Annotated in this window: 23 protein-coding genes and 3 tRNA genes; 13 read left to right on the forward strand and 13 right to left on the reverse strand. The window is 61.9% G+C overall.

Features of this window, described 5'->3' with window-relative positions; all coding sequences use genetic code 11:
* Window positions 1–635: 635 nt before the first annotated feature.
* A complete protein-coding gene (gene radC / locus B0B52_RS20160; protein ID WP_077595456.1) occupies window positions 636–1145 on the reverse strand; it encodes a DNA repair protein RadC in 510 nt (169 codons plus the stop codon).
* A gap of 393 nt (window positions 1146–1538) precedes the next feature.
* Here radC and B0B52_RS20165 point away from each other — a divergent pair, with 393 nt between their 5' ends.
* From B0B52_RS20165 to B0B52_RS22870, 9 genes are all read left to right on the forward strand, one after another.
* Entirely contained in the window at window positions 1539–2714 is a 1176-nt protein-coding gene (locus B0B52_RS20165; protein WP_077595457.1) for an AAA family ATPase, read from the forward strand.
* The gene (locus tag B0B52_RS20170; protein WP_077595458.1) at window positions 2711–4930 is read left to right on the forward strand and encodes a S8 family peptidase; all 2220 of its coding nucleotides are present in this window, start codon (window positions 2711–2713) and stop codon (window positions 4928–4930) included. Before B0B52_RS20165 ends, B0B52_RS20170 begins: the two co-directional genes overlap by 4 nt.
* A 61-nt stretch (window positions 4931–4991) precedes the next feature.
* Entirely contained in the window at window positions 4992–5774 is a 783-nt protein-coding gene (locus tag B0B52_RS20175; RefSeq protein WP_077595459.1) for a sigma-70 region 4 domain-containing protein, read from the forward strand.
* Window positions 5771–6364, forward strand: a complete 594-nt coding sequence (locus B0B52_RS20180; protein WP_077595460.1) for a hypothetical protein — start codon at window positions 5771–5773, stop codon at window positions 6362–6364. Before B0B52_RS20175 ends, B0B52_RS20180 begins: the two co-directional genes overlap by 4 nt.
* Window positions 6365–6366: 2 nt before the next feature.
* Window positions 6367–9810: a UvrD-helicase domain-containing protein gene (locus B0B52_RS20185; RefSeq protein ID WP_077595461.1), complete on the forward strand. Its 3444-nt coding sequence runs from the start codon at window positions 6367–6369 to the stop codon at window positions 9808–9810.
* A gap of 72 nt (window positions 9811–9882) precedes the next feature.
* Window positions 9883–10812 (forward strand): multiubiquitin domain-containing protein, encoded by a 930-nt coding sequence (locus B0B52_RS20190; protein WP_077595462.1) that lies wholly within the window; start codon window positions 9883–9885, stop codon window positions 10810–10812.
* Window positions 10812–12215 carry a ThiF family adenylyltransferase gene (locus B0B52_RS20195; RefSeq protein ID WP_254425788.1) on the forward strand — a complete coding sequence of 468 codons (1404 nt, stop codon included), beginning with the start codon at window positions 10812–10814 and terminating at the stop codon, window positions 12213–12215. Before B0B52_RS20190 ends, B0B52_RS20195 begins: the two co-directional genes overlap by 1 nt.
* A gap of 157 nt (window positions 12216–12372) precedes the next feature.
* Window positions 12373–12555 (forward strand): DUF6527 family protein, encoded by a 183-nt coding sequence (locus tag B0B52_RS22865; RefSeq protein WP_254425797.1) that lies wholly within the window; start codon window positions 12373–12375, stop codon window positions 12553–12555.
* Window positions 12556–12709: 154 nt separating this feature from the next.
* On the forward strand, window positions 12710–13159 hold the full coding sequence (locus tag B0B52_RS22870) for a Wadjet anti-phage system protein JetD domain-containing protein (protein WP_077595465.1): 450 nt from the start codon (window positions 12710–12712) through the stop codon (window positions 13157–13159).
* Between the two features lie 328 nt (window positions 13160–13487).
* Here the strand turns inward: B0B52_RS22870 and B0B52_RS20210 are convergent.
* From B0B52_RS20210 to folC, 9 genes are all read right to left on the reverse strand, one after another.
* Window positions 13488–13564 (reverse strand) — tRNA-Asp (locus tag B0B52_RS20210).
* A gap of 97 nt (window positions 13565–13661) precedes the next feature.
* Window positions 13662–13737: transfer RNA gene (locus B0B52_RS20215), tRNA-Glu, on the reverse strand.
* Window positions 13738–13821: 84 nt separating this feature from the next.
* Window positions 13822–13897: transfer RNA gene (locus B0B52_RS20220), tRNA-Ala, on the reverse strand.
* Window positions 13898–13947: 50 nt separating this feature from the next.
* Window positions 13948–15351 (reverse strand): glutamate--tRNA ligase, encoded by a 1404-nt coding sequence (gene gltX, locus B0B52_RS20225; protein ID WP_077595466.1) that lies wholly within the window; start codon window positions 15349–15351, stop codon window positions 13948–13950.
* Window positions 15348–16562 carry an O-succinylhomoserine sulfhydrylase gene (locus tag B0B52_RS20230; protein WP_077595467.1) on the reverse strand — a complete coding sequence of 405 codons (1215 nt, stop codon included), beginning with the start codon at window positions 16560–16562 and terminating at the stop codon, window positions 15348–15350. The genes gltX and B0B52_RS20230 overlap by 4 nt, the downstream gene beginning before the upstream one ends.
* Before the next feature lie 2 nt (window positions 16563–16564).
* On the reverse strand, window positions 16565–18082 hold the full coding sequence (gene purF / locus B0B52_RS20235; RefSeq protein ID WP_077595468.1) for an amidophosphoribosyltransferase: 1518 nt from the start codon (window positions 18080–18082) through the stop codon (window positions 16565–16567).
* Window positions 18083–18110: 28 nt separating this feature from the next.
* Window positions 18111–18593 carry a CvpA family protein gene (locus B0B52_RS20240; protein ID WP_077595469.1) on the reverse strand — a complete coding sequence of 161 codons (483 nt, stop codon included), beginning with the start codon at window positions 18591–18593 and terminating at the stop codon, window positions 18111–18113.
* A gap of 13 nt (window positions 18594–18606) precedes the next feature.
* On the reverse strand, window positions 18607–19386 hold the full coding sequence (locus B0B52_RS20245; protein WP_077595470.1) for an SPOR domain-containing protein: 780 nt from the start codon (window positions 19384–19386) through the stop codon (window positions 18607–18609).
* A gap of 8 nt (window positions 19387–19394) precedes the next feature.
* Window positions 19395–20720: a bifunctional tetrahydrofolate synthase/dihydrofolate synthase gene (gene folC / locus B0B52_RS20250; RefSeq protein WP_077595471.1), complete on the reverse strand. Its 1326-nt coding sequence runs from the start codon at window positions 20718–20720 to the stop codon at window positions 19395–19397.
* A gap of 163 nt (window positions 20721–20883) precedes the next feature.
* Between folC and B0B52_RS20255 the strand changes: the two genes are divergently transcribed.
* Both B0B52_RS20255 and B0B52_RS20260 read left to right on the forward strand, forming a co-directional pair.
* Window positions 20884–21228, forward strand: a complete 345-nt coding sequence (locus B0B52_RS20255; RefSeq protein ID WP_077595472.1) for an ArsC family reductase — start codon at window positions 20884–20886, stop codon at window positions 21226–21228.
* A gap of 133 nt (window positions 21229–21361) precedes the next feature.
* Entirely contained in the window at window positions 21362–22090 is a 729-nt protein-coding gene (locus B0B52_RS20260) for a glycine zipper 2TM domain-containing protein (RefSeq protein WP_077595473.1), read from the forward strand.
* A gap of 79 nt (window positions 22091–22169) precedes the next feature.
* Here the strand turns inward: B0B52_RS20260 and B0B52_RS20265 are convergent, their stop codons facing one another.
* Both B0B52_RS20265 and B0B52_RS20270 read right to left on the reverse strand, forming a co-directional pair.
* Window positions 22170–22946, reverse strand: coding sequence for an anti-sigma factor domain-containing protein (locus B0B52_RS20265; protein ID WP_077595474.1), 777 nt, complete (start codon window positions 22944–22946; stop codon window positions 22170–22172).
* Window positions 22947–23024: 78 nt separating this feature from the next.
* Entirely contained in the window at window positions 23025–23600 is a 576-nt protein-coding gene (locus B0B52_RS20270) for an RNA polymerase sigma factor (RefSeq protein WP_077595619.1), read from the reverse strand.
* Window positions 23601–23775: 175 nt separating this feature from the next.
* Here B0B52_RS20270 and B0B52_RS20275 point away from each other — a divergent pair, with 175 nt between their 5' ends.
* Together B0B52_RS20275 and argG are read left to right on the forward strand one after the other, a co-directional pair.
* Window positions 23776–24093, forward strand: coding sequence for a pyrimidine/purine nucleoside phosphorylase (locus B0B52_RS20275; protein ID WP_077595475.1), 318 nt, complete (start codon window positions 23776–23778; stop codon window positions 24091–24093).
* Window positions 24094–24163: 70 nt separating this feature from the next.
* The gene (gene argG / locus B0B52_RS20280; protein WP_077595476.1) at window positions 24164–25495 is read left to right on the forward strand and encodes an argininosuccinate synthase; all 1332 of its coding nucleotides are present in this window, start codon (window positions 24164–24166) and stop codon (window positions 25493–25495) included.
* A 191-nt stretch (window positions 25496–25686) separates the two neighbouring features.
* Here the strand turns inward: argG and B0B52_RS20285 are convergent, their stop codons facing one another.
* Window positions 25687–26532, reverse strand: a complete 846-nt coding sequence (locus B0B52_RS20285) for a hypothetical protein (RefSeq protein WP_077595477.1) — start codon at window positions 26530–26532, stop codon at window positions 25687–25689.
* Between the last annotated feature and the right edge of the window lies 1 nt (window position 26533).

Below are 26533 nucleotides of genomic sequence, written 5' to 3' on the forward strand. Positions count from 1 at the left end.
AGTTAAAAACTCCTGTCCCGTACCGGGACGTTGAAAGTGAAAAGGAAGAAAAAGGGAAGAGGGTTCAAGGTGTCGGTGTCTGCATGCGCGGCTCTCCTGTGGTTTCCAAAACCAGCCGGATTCCAAGATTCGGAGCCCGGTGTTGGCTTCGGTGGGTTCGGCGCAGTGACCTGGGCTGGTCGCCGTTGCCGCCGTCTTTCCTGAGTTCATCGCCCGCGAAAAACCGGGCCGGCGGGGACTGGCCGTCAAGGAAAGAAGCGCAGGGGGTTGGGGCGGCCCGCAGCCTGGGGCGAGGACACGGCCCTGCGCGCCTTGACGGCCAGGCACCGGCGGCTACGGTCGCGGGATCAGCGATGAAGGAGGGGAAAGACGGATACCCGGCCAACGGCCAGGGGAGCGACGAACCCACGGCCGCGCGGCGAGCGCCCCCGCGTGCCGCGGGCACGCCTGGCTAGAGGTGAGCAAGTGCGCAGCGCGCATCGGCAACCTGCGCTGGCCGATCAGGCGCAGCCTGTTCGGCGGTATCCCGGGGCGCCAAGCCTGCGCGGCGGGGTGGGCTAGAAGCCGACCCCTGGAGTGGGGCCCTATGTCCAACGTCGAACGTCGGCGAGCAAAAAGGGGCTGCGCCCCCGGGATCACATCAGCCCTTTCTCGGCCATGCTGAGAATGTCCGGACCCGCCACGATCAGGTGATCCAGCACCCGCACGTCCACCAGCGCCAGAGCCGCCTTGAGTGTCTGCGTCAGGGCTTCATCGGCGCGTGACGGCTGGGCCGTGCCGCTCGGGTGGTTGTGCACCAGCACCACGGCGGCGCTGTTGCGAGCCAATGTCTCCTTGACCACTTCGCGCGGATAGACCGAGGTCTGACCCACCGTGCCCCGGAACATCTCGACGTACTCGATCACGCGGTTCTGCGAATCCAGGTGCACGACGGCAAACATCTCGTGCTCCAGGCCTGCCAGGCGCACCCGCAAAAAATCCCGCACCGCCTGCGGTGAGGAAAAGATCTCCGTGTTGCGCACCCGGCTCAAAAGCAAACGCTGAGCAGCCTGAAGAACCTCGTCGGCCTGCGCCGGACGGTAGGTGCCCGCAACGTCCTTGACGAAGAGAACGGAAGGTTTGAAAGAAGAGAAATCGTGCGACATGGTCGGCTCCGTGATCCGGGCGGGATTGCCCGAGACCGGCACCAACACGGCGCAGCGCAGTTGTCAGGGTTCGTAGACGGCCGCCAGGACGCAAGCGCACCAGCGAAGCGCAGGCGCGCAGACCTTGACCACGAGAACGGCGTGATACGGTGAAGGGAACAGCGAGACAGCCCCCCTGCCCTCCACTGCCTACGGCAAGCGACAGCGCGGAGCCGGCGCAGCCGGCGGAGGCGTCAGGGATCAAAGCCGAATGGCCGCGACGGCAAGGCGCGGGGCAACGCCCGCGAGCCCGACGGCGGCACGCCGGGACGGTCTTCACAGAAGACATAAAAACATGCGACAATACAGTCGTCCAATTGACAAAAATAGAAATACGTTTAAATTCAATAGGTTATGAATGTTTTGGACGAAATGAACGATCTACAGTCAGATTTAGCCCAGGTCATTCGGCTGGCCCTTGGCGAGCAGACGGATGATGTGCGTCTGTTCGTTGCACGGCTTGTCCGCAAGTACCGCGCTGCGGCGCCTGAGCTGGCTGAGCAGATGGATCTCTACCTGCGCTCCAAAGCCCCTCGGTCGAGTGCGCCACTGCGCAAGACCACCACGCAACGCATGACCTCCGAAGAGGCGTTGCCGATGGATGATGAATCCCGCCTGTCATTGTTGAAGGTCTTCCAGGATTCACCGGATCGGGAGCAGCCGTTGTTGTCTGTCGAGCTCGAAGAGAGCTTGAACCAATTGATTCAGGAACGCCGTCAAATCGAGCGCCTTGCGTCCATGGGGCTGACTCCGACACGCTCAGCCATCTTCGTCGGCAAGCCGGGGGTGGGCAAGACCTTGACAGCGCGCTGGCTTGCAGCGCAACTTGGGGTGGCGCTCTACGTCCTGGACCTCACCGCTGTCATGAGCAGTTTGCTCGGACGCAGCGGCAATAACCTGCGCGCCGCACTTGACTTCGCCAAACGCAGTCCCTGTGTCCTGCTGCTCGACGAAATCGATGCGATCGCCAAGCGGCGTAGCGACGACACCGATGTCGGGGAACTGAAGCGCCTGGTCACCGTGATCCTGCAGGAGGTGGACGAGTGGCCGGCGACAGGGTTGCTCCTGGCAGCGACCAACCATCCTGAACTGATTGACCCGGCGTTGTGGCGGCGGTTCGACTTGGTTATCGAATTCAAGTTGCCGGAGCTGCCCGCGGTCAAAGCGGCGATCAAGCGATTCCTCGGGCCGGACTACGCGTTGTTTGGCCGGTGGATCGACATCCTGGCGTTTGCCTTCAATGGGGAGTCGTTCAGCGACATCGAGCGAGATATTCAGCGATTCAGGCGTGCCGTGGCGCTGGGTACGGCCTCGGATTCCGATTTGATTGAGGAATTCATCAAGTCGCGCGTTCTTGCGCTGGATCACCAGGGCCGCATCGATATGGCAGTGCTGCTGGCCAAGCAAACCCGCCTGTCGCAGCACTCCATTTCGGAGATCACGGGCGTGAGCCGCGACACCATCCGGAAGTACAGCGCCGAGCAATCGCCTGAGCCGAGGAAGACCCCCCGAAGGAAGCATGACGCATGAGCCAAACGAACTTCCTGATTGGACGCGGCGAACTCCTGACGCATGAGATCAAGGGGCCCAAGCGCAAACCCGGCAAGGCGGAGGTCTACAGCCTTCAAGAAGCTGCGCAGCGGCTGGGTCCTCAGTTTGCCGAGGCGGCCTCGACCCTCGATGCCCTGCCGTCAGCGGCATGTCCAGGCGATTTCGGCATCGCGCGGCTGACGATGAACCCCAGCTATATCGCACGGTCGTTTTTCCCTATCGCCATGCTGCGCACGGTCGGCTTAGAGTCGGTGGGCAGCCGGACCGTGAAATTGACACCTGACGGCTGGACCAAGAAGGGCGATCCGCGGGAATGCACGACCACGGAACTGTTCGTCGCGGGCAAGCGCCAGGCGTTCCGCCAACTCAAGGCCTGGACGCGGGAGATTGAAGCCGAGGCGGATGAAGCCTTGGACTTGGCCCACATTGAACGATTTGTGGCATTCGCGCCCGAGGAACGGATCGTATCCCTGGGCCGCAAAAAGGACCGCTTCTTCGAGGTCGGCATTCACTTGCTGCCCGACGAGGATCGTCTGTTCGTGCAGCGCGCATTCGCCAAGTACGCAACGGGCGTCGAGGCAAAAGTCCACACAGAGTTGGGTTTCACGGCAGGCAACCTCTGGTTTGTGCCCGTCGAGGGCAGCCATGACAGCATCGACAAGCTGGCTGAATTTGTTTTCGTGCGGGTGATCCGTCCGATGCCGAAGCTTCGCGGCATGCGCCCGGTGCACCGGTCGGGTGGCGTCTTGGTCGGTTGCAGCCTTCCGACCGAGCAGCCACTATCCTCGGAGCCCAAGGTCGCCATCCTGGACGGCGGCCTGCCGAAGCAGCATGCCATTGGCCCCTGGTTGCGCTCGTACCGGGTGCTGGACGAAGACGCCGCAGACGATCCCCAAGGAGTCGAGCATGGCCTAGGTGTCACCTCGGCGTTCCTCTTTGGACCCATCCAACCGAATGGCATGGCGTCGCGGCCGTTCGCGTACGTCGATCACCTGCGCGTGCTCGACAAGGATGCAGAGACGGAAGACCCCTTGGAGTTGTATCGTACGCTGGGGTTTGTCGAAGAAGTACTGCTGTCGCGCCAATACCAGTTCGTCAATCTCAGCCTCGGGCCAGACCTTCCGATTGAAGACACGGACGTCCATGCGTGGACCTCCGTCATCGACGACTTGCTGAGCGACGGCGACACCTTGATGACCGTCGCCATCGGAAACAATGGAGAGATGGACCGCGCCGTCGGAAACGCGCGCGTGCAGGTTCCCTCGGACTGTGTCAACGCGCTCGCCGTCGGCGCAGCCAACGATACCGAACCCACTTGGGCGAGGGCGCCATACAGCGCTGTCGGCCCAGGTCGCAGTCCAGGTGTAGTTAAGCCCGACCTGATGGCATTCGGCGGCGATGCGGCCAAATACTTCCACGTCCTGTCGCCAGGCAAGAAGGCTGCGCTGGCACCGCAGCTCGGCACCAGCTACGCCTCGCCGTACTTGCTTCGCAGCGCGGTCGGCGTCCGAGCCATCCTTGGAGCGGACTTGACGCCGCTGGCGATCAAGGCGCTGCTGGTTCATGCCGCTGATGCCTCGACGCACGACAAACTCGATGTGGGCTGGGGAAAGGTGCCGGAAGACCTGATGGAGGTGATTACATGCCCCGCAGGCACGGCGCGCGTGGTGTATCAGGGCGAGCTGAAGCCTGGAAAGTATCTCCGCGCAACGCTGCCGATTCCGCCCGATGGACTCAAGGGCAATATCCGCCTGAAGGCGACGTTCTGCTACGCGTCGCCCACAGACCCACAGGACGCAGCGGCCTATACGCGCGCCGGGCTGGAGGTCGTGTTCAGGCCCAGCGACAAGAAGATCAAGGACGGCAAGGCCAATGCCGAAACCAAGGGCTTTTTCGACATGAAGAAGTACGCGACCGAAGAGGAGCGTCGGTCCGATCTGGGCAAATGGGAAACCGTGCTGCACGGCGGCAAGGGCATGCGGGGAAGCAGTCTCGACAACCCGGTCTTCGACATTCACTACAACGCGCGCGAAGCCGGCGGCCGCGCAACGGGGGCCGAGAAGATTCGCTATGCGCTGATCATTACGGTCGAGGCGCCGAAGCATGCCGACCTGTACAACGACATCCTGCGCGCGTACGCGAAAACGCTGGTACCGATTCAGCCGCAGGTGTCGCTGCCGATCCGCATCAGGTAGCGGGAGGGGATATGGCCAGATTATTTGGTGAAGCCTGCACTACCTCTGAGGGAGGCGACGAATGCCGGAACCGCTGAAGCGCAAGGACAGGAATGGCGTGCCCTATGTGCGACCGCCCGAGATCGAGGCTTGGCTCGTGAAACTGGAGGGCATCGAGGTCGCTGAGCGCCTGCGGCAGTTCTCCGTGATGTCCAGGAAGAGCGTCGGCCACGTGCCCTCGGAGGTGCTAGTCCATTTTCTGCGGCGCGCGTGGGCCGAGGGAGCCAAGGGCGACTTCGAGAAGATTTTTCGAATTCTCATGGACCGGGTTGAGCAATCGCTGTCCTCGGCGGTTTCTGACTCACGCATGGCGGGGGCGCGTGGAATCAGGGAAGAGATCACAGGGCGCTTCGCCGAGCGAATCGCCAAGGACTGCCGTGGCGGTGGCGGTCTGATGGACTTCTTTGAAATCCGGTTCGACAAGGCGCTTGCGGCCATCCGAACCTCGGTCTTGCGCCAGATCGGACCCGCATCCGTAGACACGGTACCCCTGGGGACGGATCGAGAGGATGCCCTGGAGGTTTCCGCCGAGGTGGAGGCCGCTGCCGCCGACTTTCTGGGGGGCGACCCATCAAAACTTGATGACCCTGCTTTCCGGTTGGAGCTGACTGCCGCGATTGACGCCCTACCCAACGACCAGAGACAGGTCATGGGCCTCTTGCTGCAAGGTTTCCAAATCGACTCAAAGGACCCCAACATCATGACTATTGCCCGCATTCTGCAGTGCGACGAAAGAACGGTTCGAAACCGCCGTGACCGCGCCTGCAAGGCGCTCAGGGCCGTCCTTCCGGAAGACGCGCTATGAGTACCAAAGACCGTTCAAGACTTGATGAGGAAGAGGTGCTGCTGGCGTTTTCCGTCGAGCCGAGCCATGGCCGCGAAACACTGGAACAGTACCTGAAGGAGTATCCTGAGCATGCGAGTGCGCTGGTGGATTGTTCCATCGAGCTGATGATGGACGCAGTCGGCGGTACGCAGGCCGCGGCCACTTCGGAAGGCGCCGTCGACAATGCCTGGCGGCGCTTTCAAGCGGCTGTTGCAGAGCCAGCGGATGCCCCGCTGGTCAATCCGTTTTCCAAGCTGAATCCCAGCGCCTTCAAGTCCGTCGCGAAGAAGCTCGACGTGAGCAACTTGTTCCTCATACGTCTGCGGGATCGTGCCGTTAGTGCTGCATCGATTCCAGCGCAGTTTGTCCAGGGGCTCGCGGCCGAGTTGGGCGCTACGGCAGATGCTGTCGCTGCGTATCTGCGCAGTCCACCGGCCATGGTTTCGGGGCACAGCTTTCGATCCAGCGTGAAGCCGGAGGTCGCCGAGCAGATCACTTTTCTGCAGGCGATTGAGACGTCCCAACTGACGCCGGCGCAGCAGGCAACCCTCAAGGCAATGTTGGACTGAGCATGGACGCCACCGAGGCCGCCCGCCGAGAAGCAGAACGCATTCATCGGGCGGCGGTTGCGGCAGGGGATGACCCCGGACAGTTGCTCGATTTTGTTCGGCGCGAAGCCGCTCGACGTGACCTGGACGTGTATGCGCTTCAGCCGGGCGATTCGCAACTGAAGGGCGGGCGCGCTGCATTCGACAGCCAGGCTGGAATCATCCTGTACGAGAACAGCGGGTCCGAGTTCGACCGCGCCTTCCTCATTGCTCATGAATTGGGGCATGTGGTGCTGGAGGGCGGCACACTCGATGCGGTGACCGAGCAAGTCGAGCCCGATCGTTCAGTCGAAGACACGCCGGTGGGCATCGAGAGGGTGCTTGACTATGGCTCACGTGAACGACGCGAAGTCCGCATGGACCTCTTTGCGCGCGAGCTGCTACTTCCCCGGTTCGTGATGCGGCAACTGCACGTTTCCGACGCGCTGTCGTCGGCCGAGATCGCCAGGCGATTCGGCGCACCGCTCCAGGTGGTGCAGCAGCAGCTCTTGGATGCGTTGCTGCTGCCAGCGGAAGACCAAACGACCGGCGCAAGCGAAGGCTCGGCCAGGACGCTGACGCCAGATCCCACTCAGGCGGCCGCCGCCGCACATCGCGGCAGTGCATTCCAGCTGCAGGCAGGGCCCGGGACGGGAAAGACACGCACGCTCGTGCGCCGTATCGAAAGCCTCCTTGCAGATGGCGTTGACCCCACGTCGATTCTCGTGCTTACGTTCTCCAACAAGGCGGCAAATGAACTAAGCGAGCGTCTGGCTGCAAACGACCCCACTTCAGCAGCCGCCATGTGGATCGGGACGTTCCATGCCTTCGGATTGGACATTGTTCGCCGCTTTCACGATCGGCTGAGCCTTCCACCTGATCCCCGTCTTTTGGATCGATCAGAGGCCATCGAGTTGTTGGAAGACGAGTTGCCCAGGCTGCCGCTGCGGAACTACCGCAACCTGTGGGACCCGGCGCTCGATCTCAGTGACATGCTCAGCGCGATCTCGCGTGCGAAGGATGAAGTCATTGATGCTGCCGGCTATCGCGCGCTGGCGGAGGCTATGGCCAGCAGGGCGGGCGCCGATCCGGAAGCAACCACGCGAGCAGAAAAGTGCCTCGAAGTCGCCATACTGTTCGAAACCTATGAACGCTTGATGACCTCGGGGCGGCTGATCGATTTTGGTGATTTGGTTGCGCATCCGGTGCGGTTGGTGGAGGACGACCCGGAGGTGAGGGCTGCGTTGAAGGCGCGGCACCAGCATGTGCTCGTGGACGAGTACCAGGACGTCAACCGCGCCTCGGTGCGGCTCCTGAAAGCGATCGTGGACGATGGCCGCAATCTGTGGGTCGTCGGGGATGCCCGCCAGTCGATCTACCGATTCCGTGGTGCATCGGCGACCAACATGGCGCGGTTCGCGACAGATTTTCCGGGGGCACAAGTTCAGCAGCTCGGGGGCAACTATCGCTCCGCGCAGGAGATCATCAACGTTTTCACAGAATTCTCGCGATCGATGAAGGCATCCACGGGCGCACTGCCGTTGCAGCTGACGGCTGATCGTGGCGCGTTGGACATGTCGCCGGAGTTTCGTGTCGTCGGCTCGGTGGAGGACGAAATTTCCGCAGTGGCGGCGTCCATCAAGGCGCAGCGCGAGGCAGGCATCCCTTACCACAAGCAGGCGCTGCTCTGTGCATCCAACGCGCGCTTGAGCGAGATTGCCGAAGGTCTTGAAGCCAGAGGCATTCCTGTACTGCATCTGGGTAGCCTCTTCGAGCGGCCTGAGGTCAAGGATCTTCTCGCCTTGCTCTCCATGGCGACGGATCCCTATGCGGCAGGGTTGGTGCGGGCGGCCACGATGGGCGGCTACGAAATGCCTCTGCAAGATGTCATGCGGATCATTGGGCACCTCAGAGAAAGCCAGGCAGCGACACTTGCATGGGGCGCCGCTGGCGCGCAGCTGCCCGATCTCGCGGCGGAGAGCAGCACGGCGCTGATGCGCCTGGCAGCACTGTTCTCCGGGCTGACGCCCTTCAGCAACCCGTGGACGGTTCTCACGACTTGGGTGATCGACGGGCTCGGGCTCGCCAGGGCACTCCATGTCACGCAAAGCCCCCAGAGCCGGATGAAGGGCTTGGCCATATGGCAGTTCCTGAACTTCTGCCACCGGCAGCCGGGCGGCGCGGGCATCCCCAGTGTGCGCTTGCTCGACCGCATTCGCCGCCTGGTGTTGTTGTCCGAGGACCGGGGGCTGCGCCAGTTGCCGGGCAGTGCCGAGGGAATAGACGCTGTGCGCCTGATGACTATCCACGCGAGCAAAGGGCTGGAGTTCGACATCGTTCATATTCCCGGCATGGTGGCTTCCGGATTGCCGCGCAACAACGTTCCGCCACGTTGCGTGCCGCCGGACGGTCTCATTCACGGCTCCGAAGGGTTGACCGGGCTTGAAGCGGTCAAGGCGGGTCATGACGAGGAAGAGGAATGCCTGTTCTTCGTGGCGCTGTCCCGTGCCCGGAACCGGCTGTTTCTCTATGCCTCGTCCCAGCAAGCAGATGGCAGGGCACGCAACGCGTCGAGATTCATCCCGCCGATCAATCACCTCCTCGTGCGCCCCAGCCACCCACCGCAATGCGCCGGGCAACCGCGCGTGCTGCCGGATGTGCGGATCACCTGGGAGGAAAAGCCGGCATGGACCGACAGCCAAGTCAATCTCTTCGAGCGATGCCCGCGCCGGTTCCTGTACACGCACGTGCTCAGGCTCGGGGGCCGCCGGACTGAAACTGCCTTCATGAAGATGCACAACGTGGTCAGTGATGTTTTTGAGTGGCTCAAGAGCGAGCATGAAACGACCAGCCCTACAGTCGCCGAACTGGCCGAACGCTTTGATGAAGCCTGGCGCGCCAAGGGTGCCACTGAGCATGGCTACGCGGACGACTACCGTCGCATCGGCAAGCGTCTTGTCGATTTCCTCATTGAAAGCCGCAGCAGCGGCACGCGTGTCGCGGCCGCGCCAGTTTCTTTGGGGTGGGCAGGGGGCGATATTTTGGTCAAGTCGGACGGGGTAGCCCAAGGAGCGGGTGGGCAAATCGTGGTTCGGCGCGTGAAGACGGGCAAGCCCCGTTCCAATGCCTTTGACGACATCGAATACACCATTCTGCATCTCGCCGCCGTGCAGACCTATGGCAGTCAAGCCCAGGTCGAGGTGACCTACTTGACCAGCGAGACCATCGAACCGATGTCGATCACGCCCCGGAAGCTTGAGACCCGACGCCAGAAGCTTCAGGAGATCGTTCAGGGGGTACGTGCCGGCAAGTTTCCTCTCAAGGCCGAGGCGCGGGCCTGTCCGCGGTGCCCCAGCTTCTTTGTCTGCGGTGATCTGCCATCCGGCGCGATCCAAATAAAAAAGATGGACGCACCTTTCCGGTCCTGAACTCAGCTGCGATTGACCTGGTGAAGGCCACAAACCTGCAATCCCGCAGGCGGCCCGAAAAAAGGCAATCAAATGCAAACTGATACTCCCAGCGGTGATGACCGCATTCCCCTCGAAGACGTGGGCGCCGCGATCCGTGAGGGCCGCAGTCTTCGCCCCGCGCAGCGCTACCGTATCGTCGTGCTCGACGAGCAGCTTGCCGAGCGGCCTCTTGACCTGAGCGACCCGGTTCCCACGGCCCGTCAGATTCTGCAGGCGGCCGCGGTTCGCTCGGTGGAAGACCACAGCGTCTATGCGATCCTCCCGTCCGGGGAGTTCGAAGACCTGCGGCTGGACGAGACCTACGACCTGCGCGGTCGTGGTGCCGAGCGGTTCGTCATCTTTCAGACCGATCGCGCCTTCAAGTTCACGATCGACGACCGGCAGCTGGAATGGGGCAAGCCCAGCATCAGCGGTCGCGTTCTGAAGTCGTTGGCGGGCGTTCCGGCAGACACCTACGACGTCTATCTCGAAGTGCGGGGCGGCGGCCAGGATGTTCTGATCCGCGACGCTGACCTGATCGACCTCGGAAAGCCTGGCATCGAGCGCTTCATCACGCTGATCCGCGACACCACCGAAGGCCTCATGGCATTGCCCGAGGCCGACCAGCGCTACCTGGACAGCCACGGCATCGCCATCGAGATGGTCAGCGATGGCACGCACACCGGCGTCGTCTTCAAGCAGATGTCCGCGCCCGCCGGCAAGTTCAACCACGCCGTGGCGGACGTGCTGGTGATCCTGCCGCCCGGCTATCCGGATGTCGCGCCGGACATGTTCTTCTGCGACCCGTGGCTGACGCTGCAGTCCTCCGGTCACTACCCGAACCGTGCGGACCAGCCGCACGCGTTTCACGGTCGCAACTGGCAGCGTTGGTCCCGCCACAATCCCAGCTGGCGGCCGGGCATCGATGGCTTGCACACCATGATCAAGCGCATCGAGCACGCCTTGGCGGGGGCCAAGTGATGCCGGCGGCGCTGGACATCGTCTTGCTGCAGTCCCATGAAGCAGCGCTTCGGTCGCTGCTTCACCGGGACAATGGCTCAGAGGCGGCTGCTTACGTGCTGTTCGGCAAGGCAGAAATCGCGGCCGACCCCTGGTCGGGCCAGCCGCGCATGCGGCTCATCTCACACGAGGTCGTGCCCATTCCCCCGGACGAAATGGTCTCAGCGTCCGCAGTCCACGTCACTTGGTCGACGAGGGGCTTCATGCGGCTGCTGGGCGTAGCGCAGCACCGTGGCCTGGTGGCAGGTTTGGTGCACACGCACCCTAGCGCCGAAGCCTTCTTCTCCGATCAGGATGACCGCAACGAGGCCGAGCTCGCGCGAACTGCATTCAACAAGGGCGCAGCCGGATTGGCCAGCGTTGTATTCGGCCGGAACGAGGCCATCGTGGGGCGGTTGTGGACTTCGTCTGCGGAAACGGTGAACGCATCCTCGATTTCCCTGATCGGCAGCACGATCAGGATTTCGCGGGTACATGCGGACGACAGTGAGCCGGAGGTTCTGGCGCGGCAGGCTGCGCTGTTCGGGGGCGGCTTCAATCCCGTGGTGCGGGCGCTGCGGGTCGGCGTGATCGGTTGCGGCGGCACGGGCAGCGCGGTGGCCATGCTGCTTACGCGCTTGGGCGTGGGGTTCCTGGGCTTGATCGACAACGACACGATCGACACCACCAATCTCAACCGCGTGCACGGGTCACACGCGACCGACGTGGAGAACGGCGCCGCCAAGGTCGACATCGCCGCGCGCGAGATCGCGGCGGCTGGCCTGGGTACACAGGTGGTCGCCCGCAAGGCTTGGGTGGGTGACCTGGCGTTGCGCGACCTGCTGCGCTCCTGCGATGTGCTTTTCGGCTGCACGGATGACCACCAGGGCCGACTCACGCTGAACAGGTTGGCGCACTACTACGGGATTCCGTTGATCGACGTCGGGCTGCGCATGCGGTCCGCCCGTAGCGGCGTCGACTACGACATGACGGGGCGCGTATCGACGATCCGGCCGGGCAGTCCGTGCCTGATGTGCTTGGGCGTCGTTGACCCCAGCCGCGCCGCTGCCGAAGGCTTGCGACGCAGTGACCCTGCGGAATTCGAGCGGCGCAAGGCCGAAGCCTACGTGGCTGGTGGTGGCGACCCGGCACCGGCCGTGGTGACCTTCACGACCAGCATCGCCTGCGCGGCGGTGGATGAACTGATTCAGGGCTTGACTGGATTTCGGGGTGGCCATGGCATGACGCACAACAGGATTCGTCGCTTTGATCGCATGGAGGATCGGGCGATGACGTGTCGGCCGGTGTCATCTTGCCCGGTGTGCGGCAGCGAAACGGTTTGGGGACGCGGCGACGTGAACCCCTTCCTCGGCGTGATCGGCTAGCCCGATGAAACGTCTACTTTCCCTGGGGCTTCGCCGCCTTGGCTGGCTTCCTTTCGACTTCCTCGTGTCTCGGGTAAATCGCCATCCCGGGAAGGCCGTGATTCCGCCCGGTGAGCTATGGCTGGTGGTCGATGGCGGAGCAAAGAAATGGGCCTGCATGAGCTGCCCCGGTGGCTGTGGGGTCCAGATTTCTCTTTCTCTGAACCCGGATCGCCGACCGCGGTGGTCAGTGGAGTCCGACTTTTGGGGCCGTCCCACCGTTTCGCCTTCGATACACCAGCAGAAAATGTGCAGGTGTCACTTCTGGATCAAGAAGGGATCGATCGAGTGGTGCAAATAGTAGGCGGATGCACGCGGGCCGACCCGCGAGCAAAAGCGCTTGGCGCTGGTGTTCGGCTGATCACGGGCTGGTTGATCAAGTTTCCGCCGACCCTGCTAGTTGCCGGCAATGTTGCGGTGTCGTATGGCAATGAGATCATCAGGGCTTCGCGGCCATATGTCGGCTTCGCGCCGTCCGCCATCCGCTCGGTCGCGGTCGATTCGGGTGCCGGCCGGCACCTCCTGACGTCGAAAACCCGACCACATTCCGCGAGCTGGCCGGCAAGCGGCCGGAAGGCGCGATCGTGATCTACACGGGTGGGATGCCCAGCTCCTCGTGGAAGCGTGCCTACGCGGCGCTCGCGCAGACCGCGCATCTCCATCACTGGGGCGACATCGACGTGGGATGCTTCCGGACGCTTCGCACATCGCCAAGTGCTGCGAGGACGCGGGGCGGTCCCTCCGCTTGCATGGCATGCGGGCGGATGCCGTGCCACCCGGGACCGTCGCGCGGCGCGAATTGGTACTCTCCGAGCGGCGCGAGATCCTCCGGACCTGTGAGCATTGGCGATGGACCGACGAGGCCGACGCGCTCGGGGCATTCGCAATCGAGCAAAAGGCGATAGAGCCGTGCTGGCCAGAGTGACCGGAGCTGCGCGCACGGGACATTTGTGAACTGGATTATCCGTAAATCACGGCTGATGCATGGACGGCGGGTGGAGCCGTCTCCACACACGCGCGCGCTGGGTCCGCAGCAGATTCGACATCCGACGGCCTTCGACGCTCAGTGATGCGCGGCCGCCGCATGGCTAACACCTGTGTGAAGACACGAATGTTCAGGCGCACGAGATCACTACGCATGTGCCCCAAGATCAACTGTTCCCATAAGTGTTCCCACGGCGCAGCCAAAGAAAAACGGGTTGCGGCAAAACTGCTGCAACCCGTTGATTTTATTGGCGGAGTGGACGGGACTCGAACCCGCGACCCCCGGCGTGACAGGCCGGTATTCTAACCAACTGAACTACCACTCCTGGTAGTGACAACGTTCGCTCTTTCGAGCCAAGCCACCTGCTTGCGCAGGCTTGTTATCAACTTGTGCCTTGTGCTTCACATCGCTGTGAAGAATTTTGGCGACCCTAAGGGGATTCGAACCCCTGTAGCCACCGTGAAAGGGTGGTGTCCTAGGCCTCTAGACGATAGGGTCTAAACCTTGGAACTTCCGTCAGCAGGCTTTGGTTTTACACAAAGGCCTGCCAAAAAACTCTTCTTAAATCTTCCCGACGATCAATGGTGGAGGTAAGCGGGATCGAACCGCTGACCTCTTGCATGCCATGCAAGCGCTCTCCCAGCTGAGCTATACCCCCATGTTGCAAGTTTCCCTGCAATCGTCGAGCCTTGAATTATAGCCCGAAAATCAGAGGCTTTTCAAGCTGCCGAGTCGGGCGATGACGTTTTGCCGATCCATCAAGGCCAGAAATGCATCGAGCGAAGGGGTTTGCTGGCGCCCCGCCACCAGCACGCGCACCGGCATGGCCAGTTGCGGCATTTTCAGGCCTGTTTCAGTCAGCACCTGTTTGATCACAACAGCAATCGACGCCTTGGTCCACTCGCAGTCAACCAGTAATTCCGCCAGCCTTGCCACCGCCGGAACAGCATCGGCCGGCACATGCGCCTGGATGTCTGCCGCACTGATGGGTTCTCCACTGACCAGCACCGCCATCCATTCGGCAAGTTCCACCAGCGTGCTGCAACGGTCCTTCAACAACGCGCAGGCCTGCACGCGCCGTGCCGCATCCAGCCCGCCTAGGCATTGCTCGCTGAGAAAAGGTTGCATCAGCTCGGCCAGCTTGTCATCCGCCATGGTCTTCATGTGCTGGGCATTCACCCAGCGCAGCTTGGCTTCGTCAAATTGCGCCGCGCTCTTGCCCAAGTGGTCGAGATTGAACCATTGCAAGAATTGTTCACGGCTGAAAATCTCATCGTCACCGTGGCTCCAGCCCAGGCGCGCCAGGTAATTGACCATGGCATCTGGCAGGTAACCTTCCTTTGCATACTGCGTGACGGCCTTGGCGCCGTTGCGCTTGCTCATCTTCTCGCCCTGCTCGTTGAGCACGGTCGGCAGGTGCGCATACACCGGCGCCTCTTTGCCCAGGGCGCGGAAGATGTTGATCTGGCGCGGCGTGTTGTTGACATGATCGTCGCCGCGAATCACGTGGGTCATGCCCATGTCAATGTCGTCGACCACCACGCAAAAGTTGTAGGTCGGTGTGCCATCCGGCCGTGCAATCACCAAGTCGTCGAGTTCGTCGTTGCTGATCTCAATGCGGCCTTTGACCTTGTCGTCCCACACGACGCTGCCGCCTTGTGGATTCATGAAGCGCAGCACGGGCTGCGCGCCTTGCGGTACCGGCGGCAATGTCTTGCCGGGCGCGGGGCGCCAAGTGCCGTCGTAACGCGGTTTCTCCTTGGCGGCCATCTGCTTTTCGCGCAGGGCATCGAGTTCGGCCACGCTCATGTAGCAGGGATATACCAGCCCATCAACCTGCATCTGCGCGAGCACGGCCTTGTAGCGGTCCATGCGTTGCATTTGATAGAACGGGCCTTCGTCGTAGTCCAGTCCCAGCCAGCGCATGCCTTCGATGATCACATCAACGGCTTCCTGGCTGGAGCGCTCGACATCGGTGTCTTCGATGCGAAGGACGAAATCACCGCCCGTGGCGCGCGCAAAAGCCCAGGGATAGAGGGCCGAGCGGATATTACCGAGATGAATGAACCCTGTAGGGGATGGCGCGAAACGCGTTCTTGTTTTCTGTGTCATGTCAGGGTGTCCAGGCCACGCAGCAGGTCGGCCTTCAGGTCTTCAATATGCTCAAGGCCTACCGCTACACGGATCAGACCCTGGCCGATGCCGGCATCCTGTCGCTGCACTTCGGTCAGACGCCCATGCGAGGTGGTGCCCGGGTGGGTGATGATGGTTTTGGTGTCGCCGAGATTGGTGGCAATGCTCATCACCCGCACGCTGTTGATCACATGAAAGGCATTGGCGCGTGCAAGCTCAGGGGTGTCACCACGCACGTCAAACGAAACCACGGCTCCGCCCTGCCCTGACTGCTGGCGCATTGCCAGGTCGTGCTGCGGATGCGAGGCAAGCCCCGGGTAGTAGACGCGCGAAACCGCGCGCTGTTTTTCCAGCCACTTCGCAAAGGCGAGCGCATTGGCGCATTGCGCCTGCATGCGGATGCCCAGTGTTTCGAGCCCCTTGAGTACCACCCAGGCATTGAAGGGGGACAGCGTCATGCCGGCCGTCCGTACGACCGGGCCAAACACGTCAACAATCAACTTCGAGGGACCGCAAATGGCCCCGGCCATGACACGGCCCTGCCCATCGAGGTATTTGGTGCCGGAATGAATCACCAGGTCCGCGCCCAGCTCACCGGGCCGCTGCAGCGCAGGCGTGCAGAAACAATTGTCGACCGCAAGCAACGCGCCGACACTGTGCGCGAGATCGGCAAGCGCTGCGATATCGCACACATCCGTCAACGGATTGGTCGGCGTTTCAGCAAACAGGAGTTTGGTGGTGGGCCTGAGTGCGGCCTTCCACTCGCTCACATCGGTCTGCGAGACAAAGGTGGTTTCGACACCGAATTTGCCAAACTCACGGCCGATCAAATTGATGGTTGAGCCGAACATCGAGCGCGAGCAAATAACGTGGTCGCCGGATTTCAGCAGCCCCATGCACATCATCAGAATGGCGCCCATGCCGGTGGAGGCGCCAACGGCCGCTTCTGTTCCTTCCAGCGCCGCCAGCCGTTGTTCGAAGCTGGTCACCGTGGGGTTGGAAGTGCGACCGTAGGTATAGCCATCTTCAGTTCCGGCAAAACGCCGGGCTGCAGTTTCTGCATCGGGCTGAACAAAACCGCTGGTCAGGTACAGCGCTTCGGAGTTTTCGCCGTGCTGGCTATGCTCAAGCGCAACACGCACGGCGAGTGTGTCGCGGTGCAGGTTATCAGGCAGTTGCTTGGAAGCCATGTTCAGGCTTCCTGCGGATTGGGCAGCGCCAGGCGCGAAACATCGACCTCGTTTTCCTCACTGGAGTCGATCCGCTGTTCGTTCATTTTTGCAATGCTCTCGACGGTGATATCGCCCGTGATGTACACGCCGTCAAAGCACGAGGCGTCAAAGCCATCGAGCTTTTTGTTCAGGGAACCAATCGCGCGCTTCATGCCTTCGACGTCCTGGTAGATCAATGCGTCGCAGCCAATGGCAATGCGGATTTCTTCCACGGTTTTGTCGTGCGCGACCAGTTCGTCGGCAGTCGGCATGTCGATACCGTAGACATTGGGGTAACGCACAGGTGGCGCGGCGCTGGCCAGGTAAACTTTTTTGGCGCCCGCGTCGCGCGCCATCTGAACGATCTCGCGGCTGGTGGTGCCGCGCACGATGGAATCATCGACCAACAATACGTTGCGGCCCTTGAATTCGCTGGCGATCACATTGAGCTTCTGGCGCACGGACTTTTTGCGCACGCCCTGGCCCGGCATGATGAAGGTCCGGCCCACATAGCGGTTTTTCACGAAGCCTTCGCGGTAAGGAATGCCCAGCAGATGTGCAAGCTGCGTGGCACTCGGCCGGCTCGATTCCGGAATCGGAATGATCACATCAATTTCGTTCGGCGGCACCGTGGAGACCACGCGCTTGGCCAGCGTTTCGCCGAGGTTCAGGCGGGCCTGATAGACCGAGATGCCGTCCAGCACCGAGTCCGGCCGCGCCAGATAGACAAATTCAAAAATACAGGGCATGAGCTGCGGGTTCGCAGCGCACTGCTCGGCGTGCACCACACCGTCCAGGTCCACAAACACTGCCTCGCCAGGAGCGATATCGCGCTCGAACTGGTGTGCCGTGCCTTCCAGCGCCACCGATTCGCTGGCCACCATCACCGTGCTGCCGTTTTCGTTCTGGCCCCGGCCAATGCACAGCGGCCGGATGCCATAGGGGTCACGAAATGCCAGCAGTCCGTGGCCGGCAATCAGCGCCACCACCGCGTAGGAGCCCTTCACGCGTTTGTGCACACCGCGCACAGCCGCAAACACATCGGAGGGTTTGAGCGGCAGGCCACGGGTGGTTTTTTCCAGCTCATGCGCGAGCACATTGAGCAGTACCTCGGAATCACTGTCGGTGTTGATATGGCGGTGGTCGGTGTTGAAAAGCTCGGCCTTCAGCACCGCGGCATTGGTCAGGTTGCCGTTGTGCGATAGCACCAGGCCAAAAGGCGCGTTCACATAGAACGGCTGCGCCTCGTCCTCACTGTAGGCATTGCCCGCCGTGGGGTAGCGCACCTGCCCCAGGCCGACCGTGCCGGGAAGCGCGCGCATGTTGCGCGTGCGGAACACGTCGCGCACCATGCCCTTGGCCTTGTGCATGAAGAACTTGCGTCCCTGCTGAGTGACAATGCCGGCCGCGTCCTGGCCACGGTGCTGCAGCAAAAGCAGTCCGTCGTAAATCAGCTGGTTCACTGGGGCGTTGCTGACAACACCAACTATTCCGCACATAAATTTCCGATCATCAAGTCGCCATCAATTACAGGTATTTTGCAAACTGTTCAGGTAGCACCGGCTTCAGGCCCTTGACAGTGGCCGTCAACACTTCCGCGCCCTTGGACTCCTGCCACCAGGCGCTGCTTTTAAAAGCCGTCATGTTGATCACCACCGTCACTGCCAACAAAAGAATCACGCCGCGCACCACGCCAAATGCAGCTCCCAATGTGCGGTCCACCGGCCGCAGGCCGACAGCCTCGACCAGCTTTTTGAACAGCACCGCCAGCAGACCCGCCACAAATACGGCGGCTATGAAAACCAGCACGAAGGCTGCCGCATAACGAATCTTTTCGGACGCCCCCTGCAGCGGCAGCAGCAGGGCCACATCCGGTGCAAACCATTGCGCCAGGTAAAACGACAAGGCCCAACCGAGAACAGAAAGGACTTCGTACACCAATCCCCGCCAAGCGCCGATGATCAGCGACACCACCAACACCCCCAGAAAAGCCAGGTCAGCAATCGCCACAAGTCAGCTGCTTTTACAAGGTCAGGACGGCAGCGGGCAAATCAAGGCTTTTGATCTTGCTGGCAGCCTTGTCTGCATCGGCTTTGGTGGCAAAAGGCCCGACCCGCACGCGAATGCGCTTGCCGTCTTTGGTTTCTGCCACCTGCGTATAAGTCTTGAGCCCCGCGCGTTCCAGCTTCTGCCGCACTTCACGGGCCTTGTCGGCATCAGCGAAAGCGCCAACCTGCACCACCAGTCGCCCTTCGGCCTCATGGGCCGCGGCCTTGGCCGACGGCGCCGCCGCTACCTTGCCGTCGAGCAGGGCCTTGGCGCGTGCAGCTTCATCACTGGCCGGTGGCGCTTTGGCAGCCACCTTGGGTTCTGGTTTGGGCTCTGCTTTGGGTTCCGGCTTTGCTTCTGTCTTGATAGCTGCCGACGCAGGCGCAGCGGGGGCTGCAGCCTTTTTCTCAGTAATTATTTCTTCGCGGGGTGCGAGGCTGGACGGCACTGCCACTTTGTCGCCCGTGCTGGATGACGCACTGGCGGTAGGCGCCTGCGCCACTGCTGGTGCAGGCACGGCCAGGGGCTTGGCCCCGTTTTTAGGCGGTATTTCAATCGGGATGTCCACCGCCACCGGCCGTGGCTGCGTGTCAAACAGTAATGGGAAACCAATCACGCCGGCCAGAACAAGCACCACAGCACCGATCAGGCGGTGCTTGGCACGCTTGCGTATCACTTCCATGCTCTCGGTCTGGGCGCCAGACCCGGCAGCAGCGGCAGAGGCTTGGCTCCGGCGAAAGTTGAAAAACGGCATGTGGGTGACTAGGTATCGGTTGATGAAACATGGCGCTCAGGCGCCGCGTGCGGGGCAAAAAGGCGGGGCAGCCCGTCCTTCAAAACACCCCCCACGGTGTAGAACGATCCGAACACGACAATTCTATCAGCGGGGTCTGCTGCGGCCACTGCGGCCTGCAGGGCCTGCACGGGGTCGGCAAACACGGTGGCGCTCACATCCTTGCGTGTATTCAGGCCTTGCCACCTGGCCATCAAATCAGCGCCGGCTGCCGCGCGGGGCGTTGGCAAATCGGTGAAATACCAGCGGTCAACCAGGGGGTTCACGCGCGCCAGCATCTGCGCCAGGTCCTTGTCGGCCATGGCACCGAACACGCCATGGGTACACGGATAAAAACCCATGGCGTCCAGGTTCTCGGCAAGTGCGGCCACTGAATGCGGGTTGTGCGCCACGTCGAGCACCAGCGTCGGCTGGCCGGAAATGATCTGGAAGCGTCCCGGCAACTCGACCATGCCCAGGCCGTTGCGCACCGCCTGAGCAGTCACCGGCAGCCGGTCGCGCAAGGCGGTCAGCGCAGCCAGCACGCCGGAGGCATTGACCAATTGGTTGGCACCGCGCAGCGCCGGGTAAGCCAGGCCGGCGTACCGGCGGCCACGGCCCGCCCAGGCCCATTGCTGCTTGTCGCCAGAAAAATTGAAATCATGGCCCAGGCGCCACAGGTCGGCACCCACTTCGGCCGCGTGCTTGATCACGCTTTGCGGCGGTACGGGATCGCCCACCACCACCGGTTTGCCGGGCCGCATGATGCCGGCTTTTTCGAAGCCGATGCTTTCCCGGTCGGTGCCCAGCAACTCGGTGTGGTCGATGTCGATGCTGGTGATCAGCGCGCAATCGGCGTCGATGATGTTGACCGAATCCAGCCGGCCACCCACGCCCACCTCCAGGATCACCACGTCCAGCCCGGAAGCCGCCATCAGGCTGAAGATAGCCAACATGGTGAACTCGAAATAGGTCAGCGAAATCTCGCCGCGCAAGGCTTCCACCCGGGCAAAGTGCGGCACCAGCGCGGCGGCAGAAGCCATTTCGCCGCGTATGCGGCAGCGCTCTTCAAAATGCACCAGATGCGGCGAGGTGTAAACGCCGGTGCGGTAACCCGCCTGCTGCAGGATGGCCTCGAGCATTGCGCAGCTCGAGCCCTTGCCGTTGGTGCCGGCCACGGTGATGACCGGGCAATCAAAACGCAGCGCCATGCGGCTTGCCACTTGGCGGACCCGGTCCAGCCCGAGGTCAATCGCGTGGGGGTGCAGTCGCTCACAATGCGTGAGCCAATCGTCCAGGGTAGTGAGCTTGTCCATAGAGGGCTGTATTGTCGCTGCTGGCACCTCACCCGTTCACCCGCGGGAACCGCAGCCCTGCCGTCCACGAGGAAGAATTTGCTATCAAATAAGTAGCTGCTTGCGCCCGCAGGCATTGGGCAAAGTGCCGATTTGATACTTCAATTTATGCCAAAATGGCATCATGATCACTGTTTACGGCATTCCCAACTGCGACACCGTCAAAAAAGCCCGCGCCTGGCTTGCCAGCCGCGGCGTCACTTACACATTCCACGACTTCAAAAAGCAAGGCGTGCCCGCAGAACGGCTGCCCACCTGGCAAAAAGCCGTGGGATGGGAAAAACTACTCAACCGCCAGGGCACCACCTGGCGCAAACTGGAGCCGCAACTGCAGGCTGCAACCACAGACGCTTCCAGCGCCCAGACGCTCATGCTGGCCAATCCCAGCGTGATCAAACGGCCGGTGGTGGACTGGGGGATCGGCATCACCGTCGGGTTCGACGAAGCCGGCTGGACGGCGCGCTTGTAAGCACGAACACAGCTTTACAGGGCTTTACCGAACTTTTGTGCACCAAAACGTGTCTGTTTCATTAAACTTGAAAACTCACTTTTGGACACCCTTGCAGGGTTCGTTCCAGCAGGCTGAAAAAGGAGTCTGAATCATGAAAAAAGCATTGGTTTTATCGACAGTCGCTGCAGCGTCCGGCCTTTTTGCAGCCCATGCATCGGCGATGGACATCCTGGCGCGCGTCATTTCGAGCACACCGGTTGTCCAGCAGGTCAGCGTGCCGCAGCAGGTTTGCACCACGCAGCCCATGATCACCCAGGCCCCTCCTTCGGGTGCCGGCGCCGTGATGGGCGCACTGGCGGGCGGTGCCATGGGCAATGCCATCGGTGACGGTGGAGGCAGGGCCCTGGCCACCATGATCGGTCTCGTGGGTGGTGCCGTGGTCGGCAACAACATCGAAGGCAACCGCAACCAGGTGCAGAACGTGCAACAGTGCGGCACCCAGACTACCTATGAGAACCGCACCACACACTACAACGTGGTTTATGAATACGCGGACAAGCAGTACACAGTGCAAATGCCCAATGACCCCGGCCTTTATGTCCGGCTGCAGGTCACGCCGGTAGGCACCCTGCCGGCACAGCCCACACCCCAGGCCAATGTGCAGCAGGGCTATGTGCAGCCGTCCCAGCCGGTGTATTCGCAACCCGTCTATACGCAGCCCGTCTATTCACAGCCTGTTTACACACAACCGGTGTACGTGCAGCCTGCCGTGGTGGCCTACCCTGGCTATTACCCGCGCCCTTACTACTACCCGCCGGTCGGCGTGTCGCTCAATTTTGGGTACAGCCGCGGGAGCCACGGGCACCGCCACTGGCGCTGAGCCGGGCAAACAAAAAAGGGGCTGAAAAGCCCCTTTTTTTTTGCCCGGCGATTAACCTGCGCACCTCAAACGCAGCCTTTTACAGCGTTGTCTGGATCAGTGCGCCCTTGAAGAGAATCGGCCCGGTGGGCCCACTGCCCGGTGGCACGCCGCCTTTGGGTTCCAGCGTGATGGCCAGCGCGGGCACCTCCCTGACATCCGTGTCGCTGGCGGTGAGCCGGATCACTTTTTCGCTGCCCAGCACACCCAGCGATTTGGGTCCGCCCGCCTGCGGCAGCGCCCACAGCTCGAGCGACTTGTCGGCGCTTTCCTGGAAGCCACCGACGCGCTTGAGCACCAGCCTGTTGTTCTTGGGATCAAAAGTCACCAGCATGGAGGCTGCGGCTTTGTCGTCGGCCAGCACCGCCACATACTGGATTTCAGGCGTGGCCGCGAGCCTGGCACTCAACTCCCGGACCTGGCCATTGAGCTGGGTGTTCAGGTTCACGCCCACCACCACCGCAGCCACTGCCGCCATGGCACCCGCAGCCGAAGCGCCGCGCCACAAGCCCAGGCTGGCCCACCAGCCCCCCGCGCTGGCCCGTGGCGCCTGCCGCGCGGCCTGCATCGCACGCGCCTGCTTGTCCGCCTGCACCAGATTTTCTATGCGCTTCCACACAGCCGGGCTGGGCGCTTCCTGCGGTTGCAGCTCGGTCACCGAAGCCAGCCGGCCTTGCCAGATCAGCGCGGCGGCGCGAACGGAAGCGTGGGTTCGCGCCAGTGCTTCAAACCGGCGGCGCGCGCCACCGCGCAAGGTGCCCAGCGCATAGCTGGCAGCCAGCTGCTCGATCAGCGCGGGATTGCGGGTCAGGTTCATACGCCACCTTCTTCAGAAGTTTCCAGCCGCAAAGGGCCGGAACAAACAAAATCAATCATCGGCTTCATGCGACCGGATTCATGCGAAATGGGCCATGCAGCCGCGCAGTTTCTCGAGCCCGCGCCGTATCCATGTTTTCACGGTTCCCAGCGGCAACTTCAGCTGCTCTGCCAATTCGCCGTGGCTTAAATCACGCAGATAGGCCAGGCTGACCACTTCTCGCTGCTGGTTGTCAAGCTGGCTCAGGCATTGGTGCAAGGCCCAGGCCTGCTCGCCGGCAAGGGCCGTGTCCATCGGGTTGGCGGAATCGCCCTCCAGCGTTTCAGCCATCACATCGTCGAGCTCTTGCGCCGCGTCGGCCCGGTCCGAGGTACGCCGCCGCAGAAAGTCCAGCCCCCGGCTGCGCACAATCAGGCACAGCCAAGCCATGGGCGGCGAGAGTGTTGCCTTGTAATCACCTGCGATACGCCAGATATTGATGAATGCTTCCTGCAGCACATCTTCGGCCCAACTCTTGTTGCCGACCACACGCACAGCCACACCATACAGCTTGGAAGATGTCAATTCGTACAGCGCCCTGAGTGCCGCTTCATCGGCCATCGCCACGCGGTTAATCAGCGCGATCAATTGGGTGTCCGGGCTTTCTGCGTTCATGGCCGTCATTGTCCTGCATCAGTGATACGCCACAAGCAGGCAAATGGATTCAGGTTCCCCGCAGGGCCGGAACGTCACCAGGGTGGCCAGGCACCAAGGATAGGCCCGGGTGACCTAAAATCAATGGTTTTGCAGCTCTTTGCCGTCCGGCTTCCATCCGACTTTGCCCACCACCATGATTACCGACCACATCGCCAATATCAGCGTTTCCACCCAGGCCAGCGTCTATTTCGACGGCAAATGTGTGAGCCACGGCATCACCTTCCCTGACGGCACCAAAAAATCCGTTGGCGTGGTGCTGCCGTCCACCCTGGCTTTCAAGACGGGCGCGCCCGAGATCATGGAATGTGTGGCCGGTTCCTGCGAGTACAAACTGGCCGGCTCCGATGCCTGGCTCAAGTCTTCGCCGGGCGAAAAATTCAGCATACCGGGCAACTCGAGCTTCGACATCCGCGTCACCGAGGCCTATCACTACATCTGCCATTTCGGCTGATCCGCAGGGCAACTTACTCCTAATTTAATAGCTGCTTGCGCATATTCCACGAGGGCCAGAGGCACATTTAATGTCAAACACCATCCTGCAAAACATCCCCGCCGGCCAAAAAGTCGGCATCGCGTTCTCTGGCGGCCTCGACACCAGCGCCGCGCTGTTGTGGATGAAACAGAAGGGCGCCCTGCCCTACGCCTACACCGCCAACCTGGGCCAGCCCGACGAGGCCGACTACGACGAGATCCCGCGCAAGGCCATGGAATACGGCGCCATCAAAGCCCGCCTGATCGACTGCCGCCCACAGCTCGCTGCTGAAGGCATTGCCGCACTGCAGTCTGGCGCATTCCACATCACCACCGCCGGCGTGACCTACTTCAACACCACGCCGCTGGGCCGCGCCGTGACCGGCACCATGCTGGTGTCGGCGATGAAGCAGGACGACGTCAACATCTGGGGCGACGGCAGCACCTACAAGGGCAACGACATCGAGCGTTTTTACCGCTATGGCCTGCTGACAAATCCCGACCTGAAGATCTACAAGCCCTGGCTGGACCAGCTCTTCATTGACGAACTGGGCGGTCGCTCTGAGATGAGCGCGTTCATGACGGCCAACGGCTTTGGCTACAAGATGAGCGCCGAGAAGGCCTACAGCACCGACAGCAACATGCTGGGCGCCACGCACGAAGCCAAAGACCTGGAAAACCTCAACAGCGGCATCAAGATCGTCAACCCCATCATGGGCGTACCGTTCTGGAAAGACGACTGCGCCGTCAAGGCCGAAGAAGTCAGCGTGACCTTTGAAGAAGGCCGCCCTGTGGCACTCAACGGTGTGCACTACCCCGACCTGGTGAGCCTGATCCTCAAGGCCAACGAAATCGGCGGTCGCCACGGCCTGGGCATGAGCGACCAGATCGAAAACCGCATCATTGAAGCGAAGAGCCGCGGCATCTACGAAGCCCCCGGCCTGGCGCTGCTGTTCATCGCCTACGAGCGCCTGGTCACCGGCATCCACAACGAAGACACCATCGAACAGTACCGCGACAACGGCCGCAAGCTGGGCCGTCTGCTGTATCAGGGCCGCTGGTTCGACAGCCAAGCCATCATGCTGCGCGAAACCGCCCAACGCTGGATCGCCAGCGCGATCACCGGCACCGTCACGCTAGAACTGCGCCGCGGTAACGACTACTCGCTGCTGAACACCGAATCGCTGAACCTGACCTACGCACCCGAACGCTTGAGCATGGAAAAGGTGGAAGACGCGCCTTTCTCGCCGCTGGACCGGATTGGTCAACTGACCATGCGCAATCTGGACATCACCGACACGCGCGCCAAGCTGGGCATTTACTCCAATGCCGGAATGCTGGAGCTGGGCAAGGGGGATGATTTCTTGAAGTTGGGCAAGTAAATCAGAACTGACTGATCACCCAACAAAAAGCCCGCCAAGTGAGAGCTTGGCGGGCTTTTTGCTGGCGATTCAATCAGATTTGAGCAGAAACCTAAATCATCGGAATGCAACTGGATTAAAGGTCACTCTTGTCCCGGTTGCAGGGAATACAGAGCATCTGACAATTTTCACCCATACGCGGTGGCAGCCAACTAATCGCCGCCTCCGCCGCACCCCGAGCCGCATCCGCTACCGCTACCGCCATCTCCGTCGCTGCCGCCGCCCGAAGATTCGCTGCCGCCAAACCCATCCGCATCGCCGCTATAGCTGCCGTCGGAAAAGCTTTCGCCGCAATAAGCGCCCGCTGAACCGCCTGCTCCGTCGTCACGGCGCACGCCCTTGCAATCGGCCAGGTAGACAAAGCCGCCGGCTATCGCAAATTTCGCGTCCAACGCAAACAGTAGCGGAAGGCGGCTCGGTTTTTTGGGGTTGATGGACTCCTCGCGACAGGCCCAGAACCAGGTGCGGCGCAGGCCGTCGTTGGTTGATGCCTTGCGGCCCAGCACTTCGGCAGGCACATGGTCAACAAAACGACCGATCACCAGGTCGCACCATTCGCGGTAGGCCGAGGTGTGCAGGATGAATTCATGCCACATGCTGTCGACCACTTGCGACGGCATCGCGACGAAGCGCTTGTTGCTGCGCTGGCAGGCAGTGAAAAACTGGCGCAAACCGCGTTCGACCAGTTCGGCGTCTCGCAGGGTTAGGTGCGGATAGGCATCCACCAGCTTTTGCTTCAGAAAGCGCGGCAGCGGCGCTTCACGCACCAGCCGGCGGCGCTCCGAGGTCGCCCATATTGCGACAAGAGACAGCGGGAAGGCCAATACAAGAATGAGCAGCATTGCCCTGTCTGGGTGCAAGCCAGACAACACCGAAACCAGGAACAGGCAACCCCAAAGGATGCCCAGCAACACGGCCGACAAACCTGAATACCGTAGCGCCAGCCGGCGCCACAAAGACATCCGCAGCCCCCGATAGGTCTCGCCCAGCCGCGCCATG

The organism is Polaromonas sp. A23, from assembly GCF_002001015.1.
In the GTDB taxonomy this organism is placed as follows: domain Bacteria; phylum Pseudomonadota; class Gammaproteobacteria; order Burkholderiales; family Burkholderiaceae_C; genus Polaromonas.

What these genes read in the sequence shown, in the direction of transcription:
- B0B52_RS20265 (WP_077595474.1), bottom strand. Translation starts at nt 22,946, where the DNA reads ATGAACCTGACCCGCAATCCCGCGCTGATCGAGCAGCTGGCTGCCAGC.
- purF (WP_077595468.1), bottom strand. Translation starts at nt 18,082, where the DNA reads ATGTGCGGAATAGTTGGTGTTGTCAGCAACGCCCCAGTGAACCAGCTG.
- B0B52_RS20175 (WP_077595459.1), top strand. Translation starts at nt 4,992, where the DNA reads ATGCCGGAACCGCTGAAGCGCAAGGACAGGAATGGCGTGCCCTATGTG.
- B0B52_RS20170 (WP_077595458.1), top strand. Translation starts at nt 2,711, where the DNA reads ATGAGCCAAACGAACTTCCTGATTGGACGCGGCGAACTCCTGACGCAT.
- B0B52_RS20260 (WP_077595473.1), top strand. Translation starts at nt 21,362, where the DNA reads ATGAAAAAAGCATTGGTTTTATCGACAGTCGCTGCAGCGTCCGGCCTT.
- B0B52_RS20270 (WP_077595619.1), bottom strand. Translation starts at nt 23,600, where the DNA reads ATGAACGCAGAAAGCCCGGACACCCAATTGATCGCGCTGATTAACCGC.
- B0B52_RS20285 (WP_077595477.1), bottom strand. Translation starts at nt 26,532, where the DNA reads ATGGCGCGGCTGGGCGAGACCTATCGGGGGCTGCGGATGTCTTTGTGG.
- B0B52_RS20190 (WP_077595462.1), top strand. Translation starts at nt 9,883, where the DNA reads ATGCAAACTGATACTCCCAGCGGTGATGACCGCATTCCCCTCGAAGAC.
- gltX (WP_077595466.1), bottom strand. Translation starts at nt 15,351, where the DNA reads ATGACACAGAAAACAAGAACGCGTTTCGCGCCATCCCCTACAGGGTTC.
- B0B52_RS20255 (WP_077595472.1), top strand. Translation starts at nt 20,884, where the DNA reads ATGATCACTGTTTACGGCATTCCCAACTGCGACACCGTCAAAAAAGCC.
- B0B52_RS20275 (WP_077595475.1), top strand. Translation starts at nt 23,776, where the DNA reads ATGATTACCGACCACATCGCCAATATCAGCGTTTCCACCCAGGCCAGC.
- B0B52_RS22865 (WP_254425797.1), top strand. Translation starts at nt 12,373, where the DNA reads ATGAGCTGCCCCGGTGGCTGTGGGGTCCAGATTTCTCTTTCTCTGAAC.
- B0B52_RS20195 (WP_254425788.1), top strand. Translation starts at nt 10,812, where the DNA reads ATGCCGGCGGCGCTGGACATCGTCTTGCTGCAGTCCCATGAAGCAGCG.
- B0B52_RS20185 (WP_077595461.1), top strand. Translation starts at nt 6,367, where the DNA reads ATGGACGCCACCGAGGCCGCCCGCCGAGAAGCAGAACGCATTCATCGG.
- B0B52_RS20230 (WP_077595467.1), bottom strand. Translation starts at nt 16,562, where the DNA reads ATGGCTTCCAAGCAACTGCCTGATAACCTGCACCGCGACACACTCGCC.
- B0B52_RS20245 (WP_077595470.1), bottom strand. Translation starts at nt 19,386, where the DNA reads ATGCCGTTTTTCAACTTTCGCCGGAGCCAAGCCTCTGCCGCTGCTGCC.
- argG (WP_077595476.1), top strand. Translation starts at nt 24,164, where the DNA reads ATGTCAAACACCATCCTGCAAAACATCCCCGCCGGCCAAAAAGTCGGC.
- B0B52_RS20165 (WP_077595457.1), top strand. Translation starts at nt 1,539, where the DNA reads ATGAATGTTTTGGACGAAATGAACGATCTACAGTCAGATTTAGCCCAG.
- B0B52_RS20180 (WP_077595460.1), top strand. Translation starts at nt 5,771, where the DNA reads ATGAGTACCAAAGACCGTTCAAGACTTGATGAGGAAGAGGTGCTGCTG.
- folC (WP_077595471.1), bottom strand. Translation starts at nt 20,720, where the DNA reads ATGGACAAGCTCACTACCCTGGACGATTGGCTCACGCATTGTGAGCGA.
- radC (WP_077595456.1), bottom strand. Translation starts at nt 1,145, where the DNA reads ATGTCGCACGATTTCTCTTCTTTCAAACCTTCCGTTCTCTTCGTCAAG.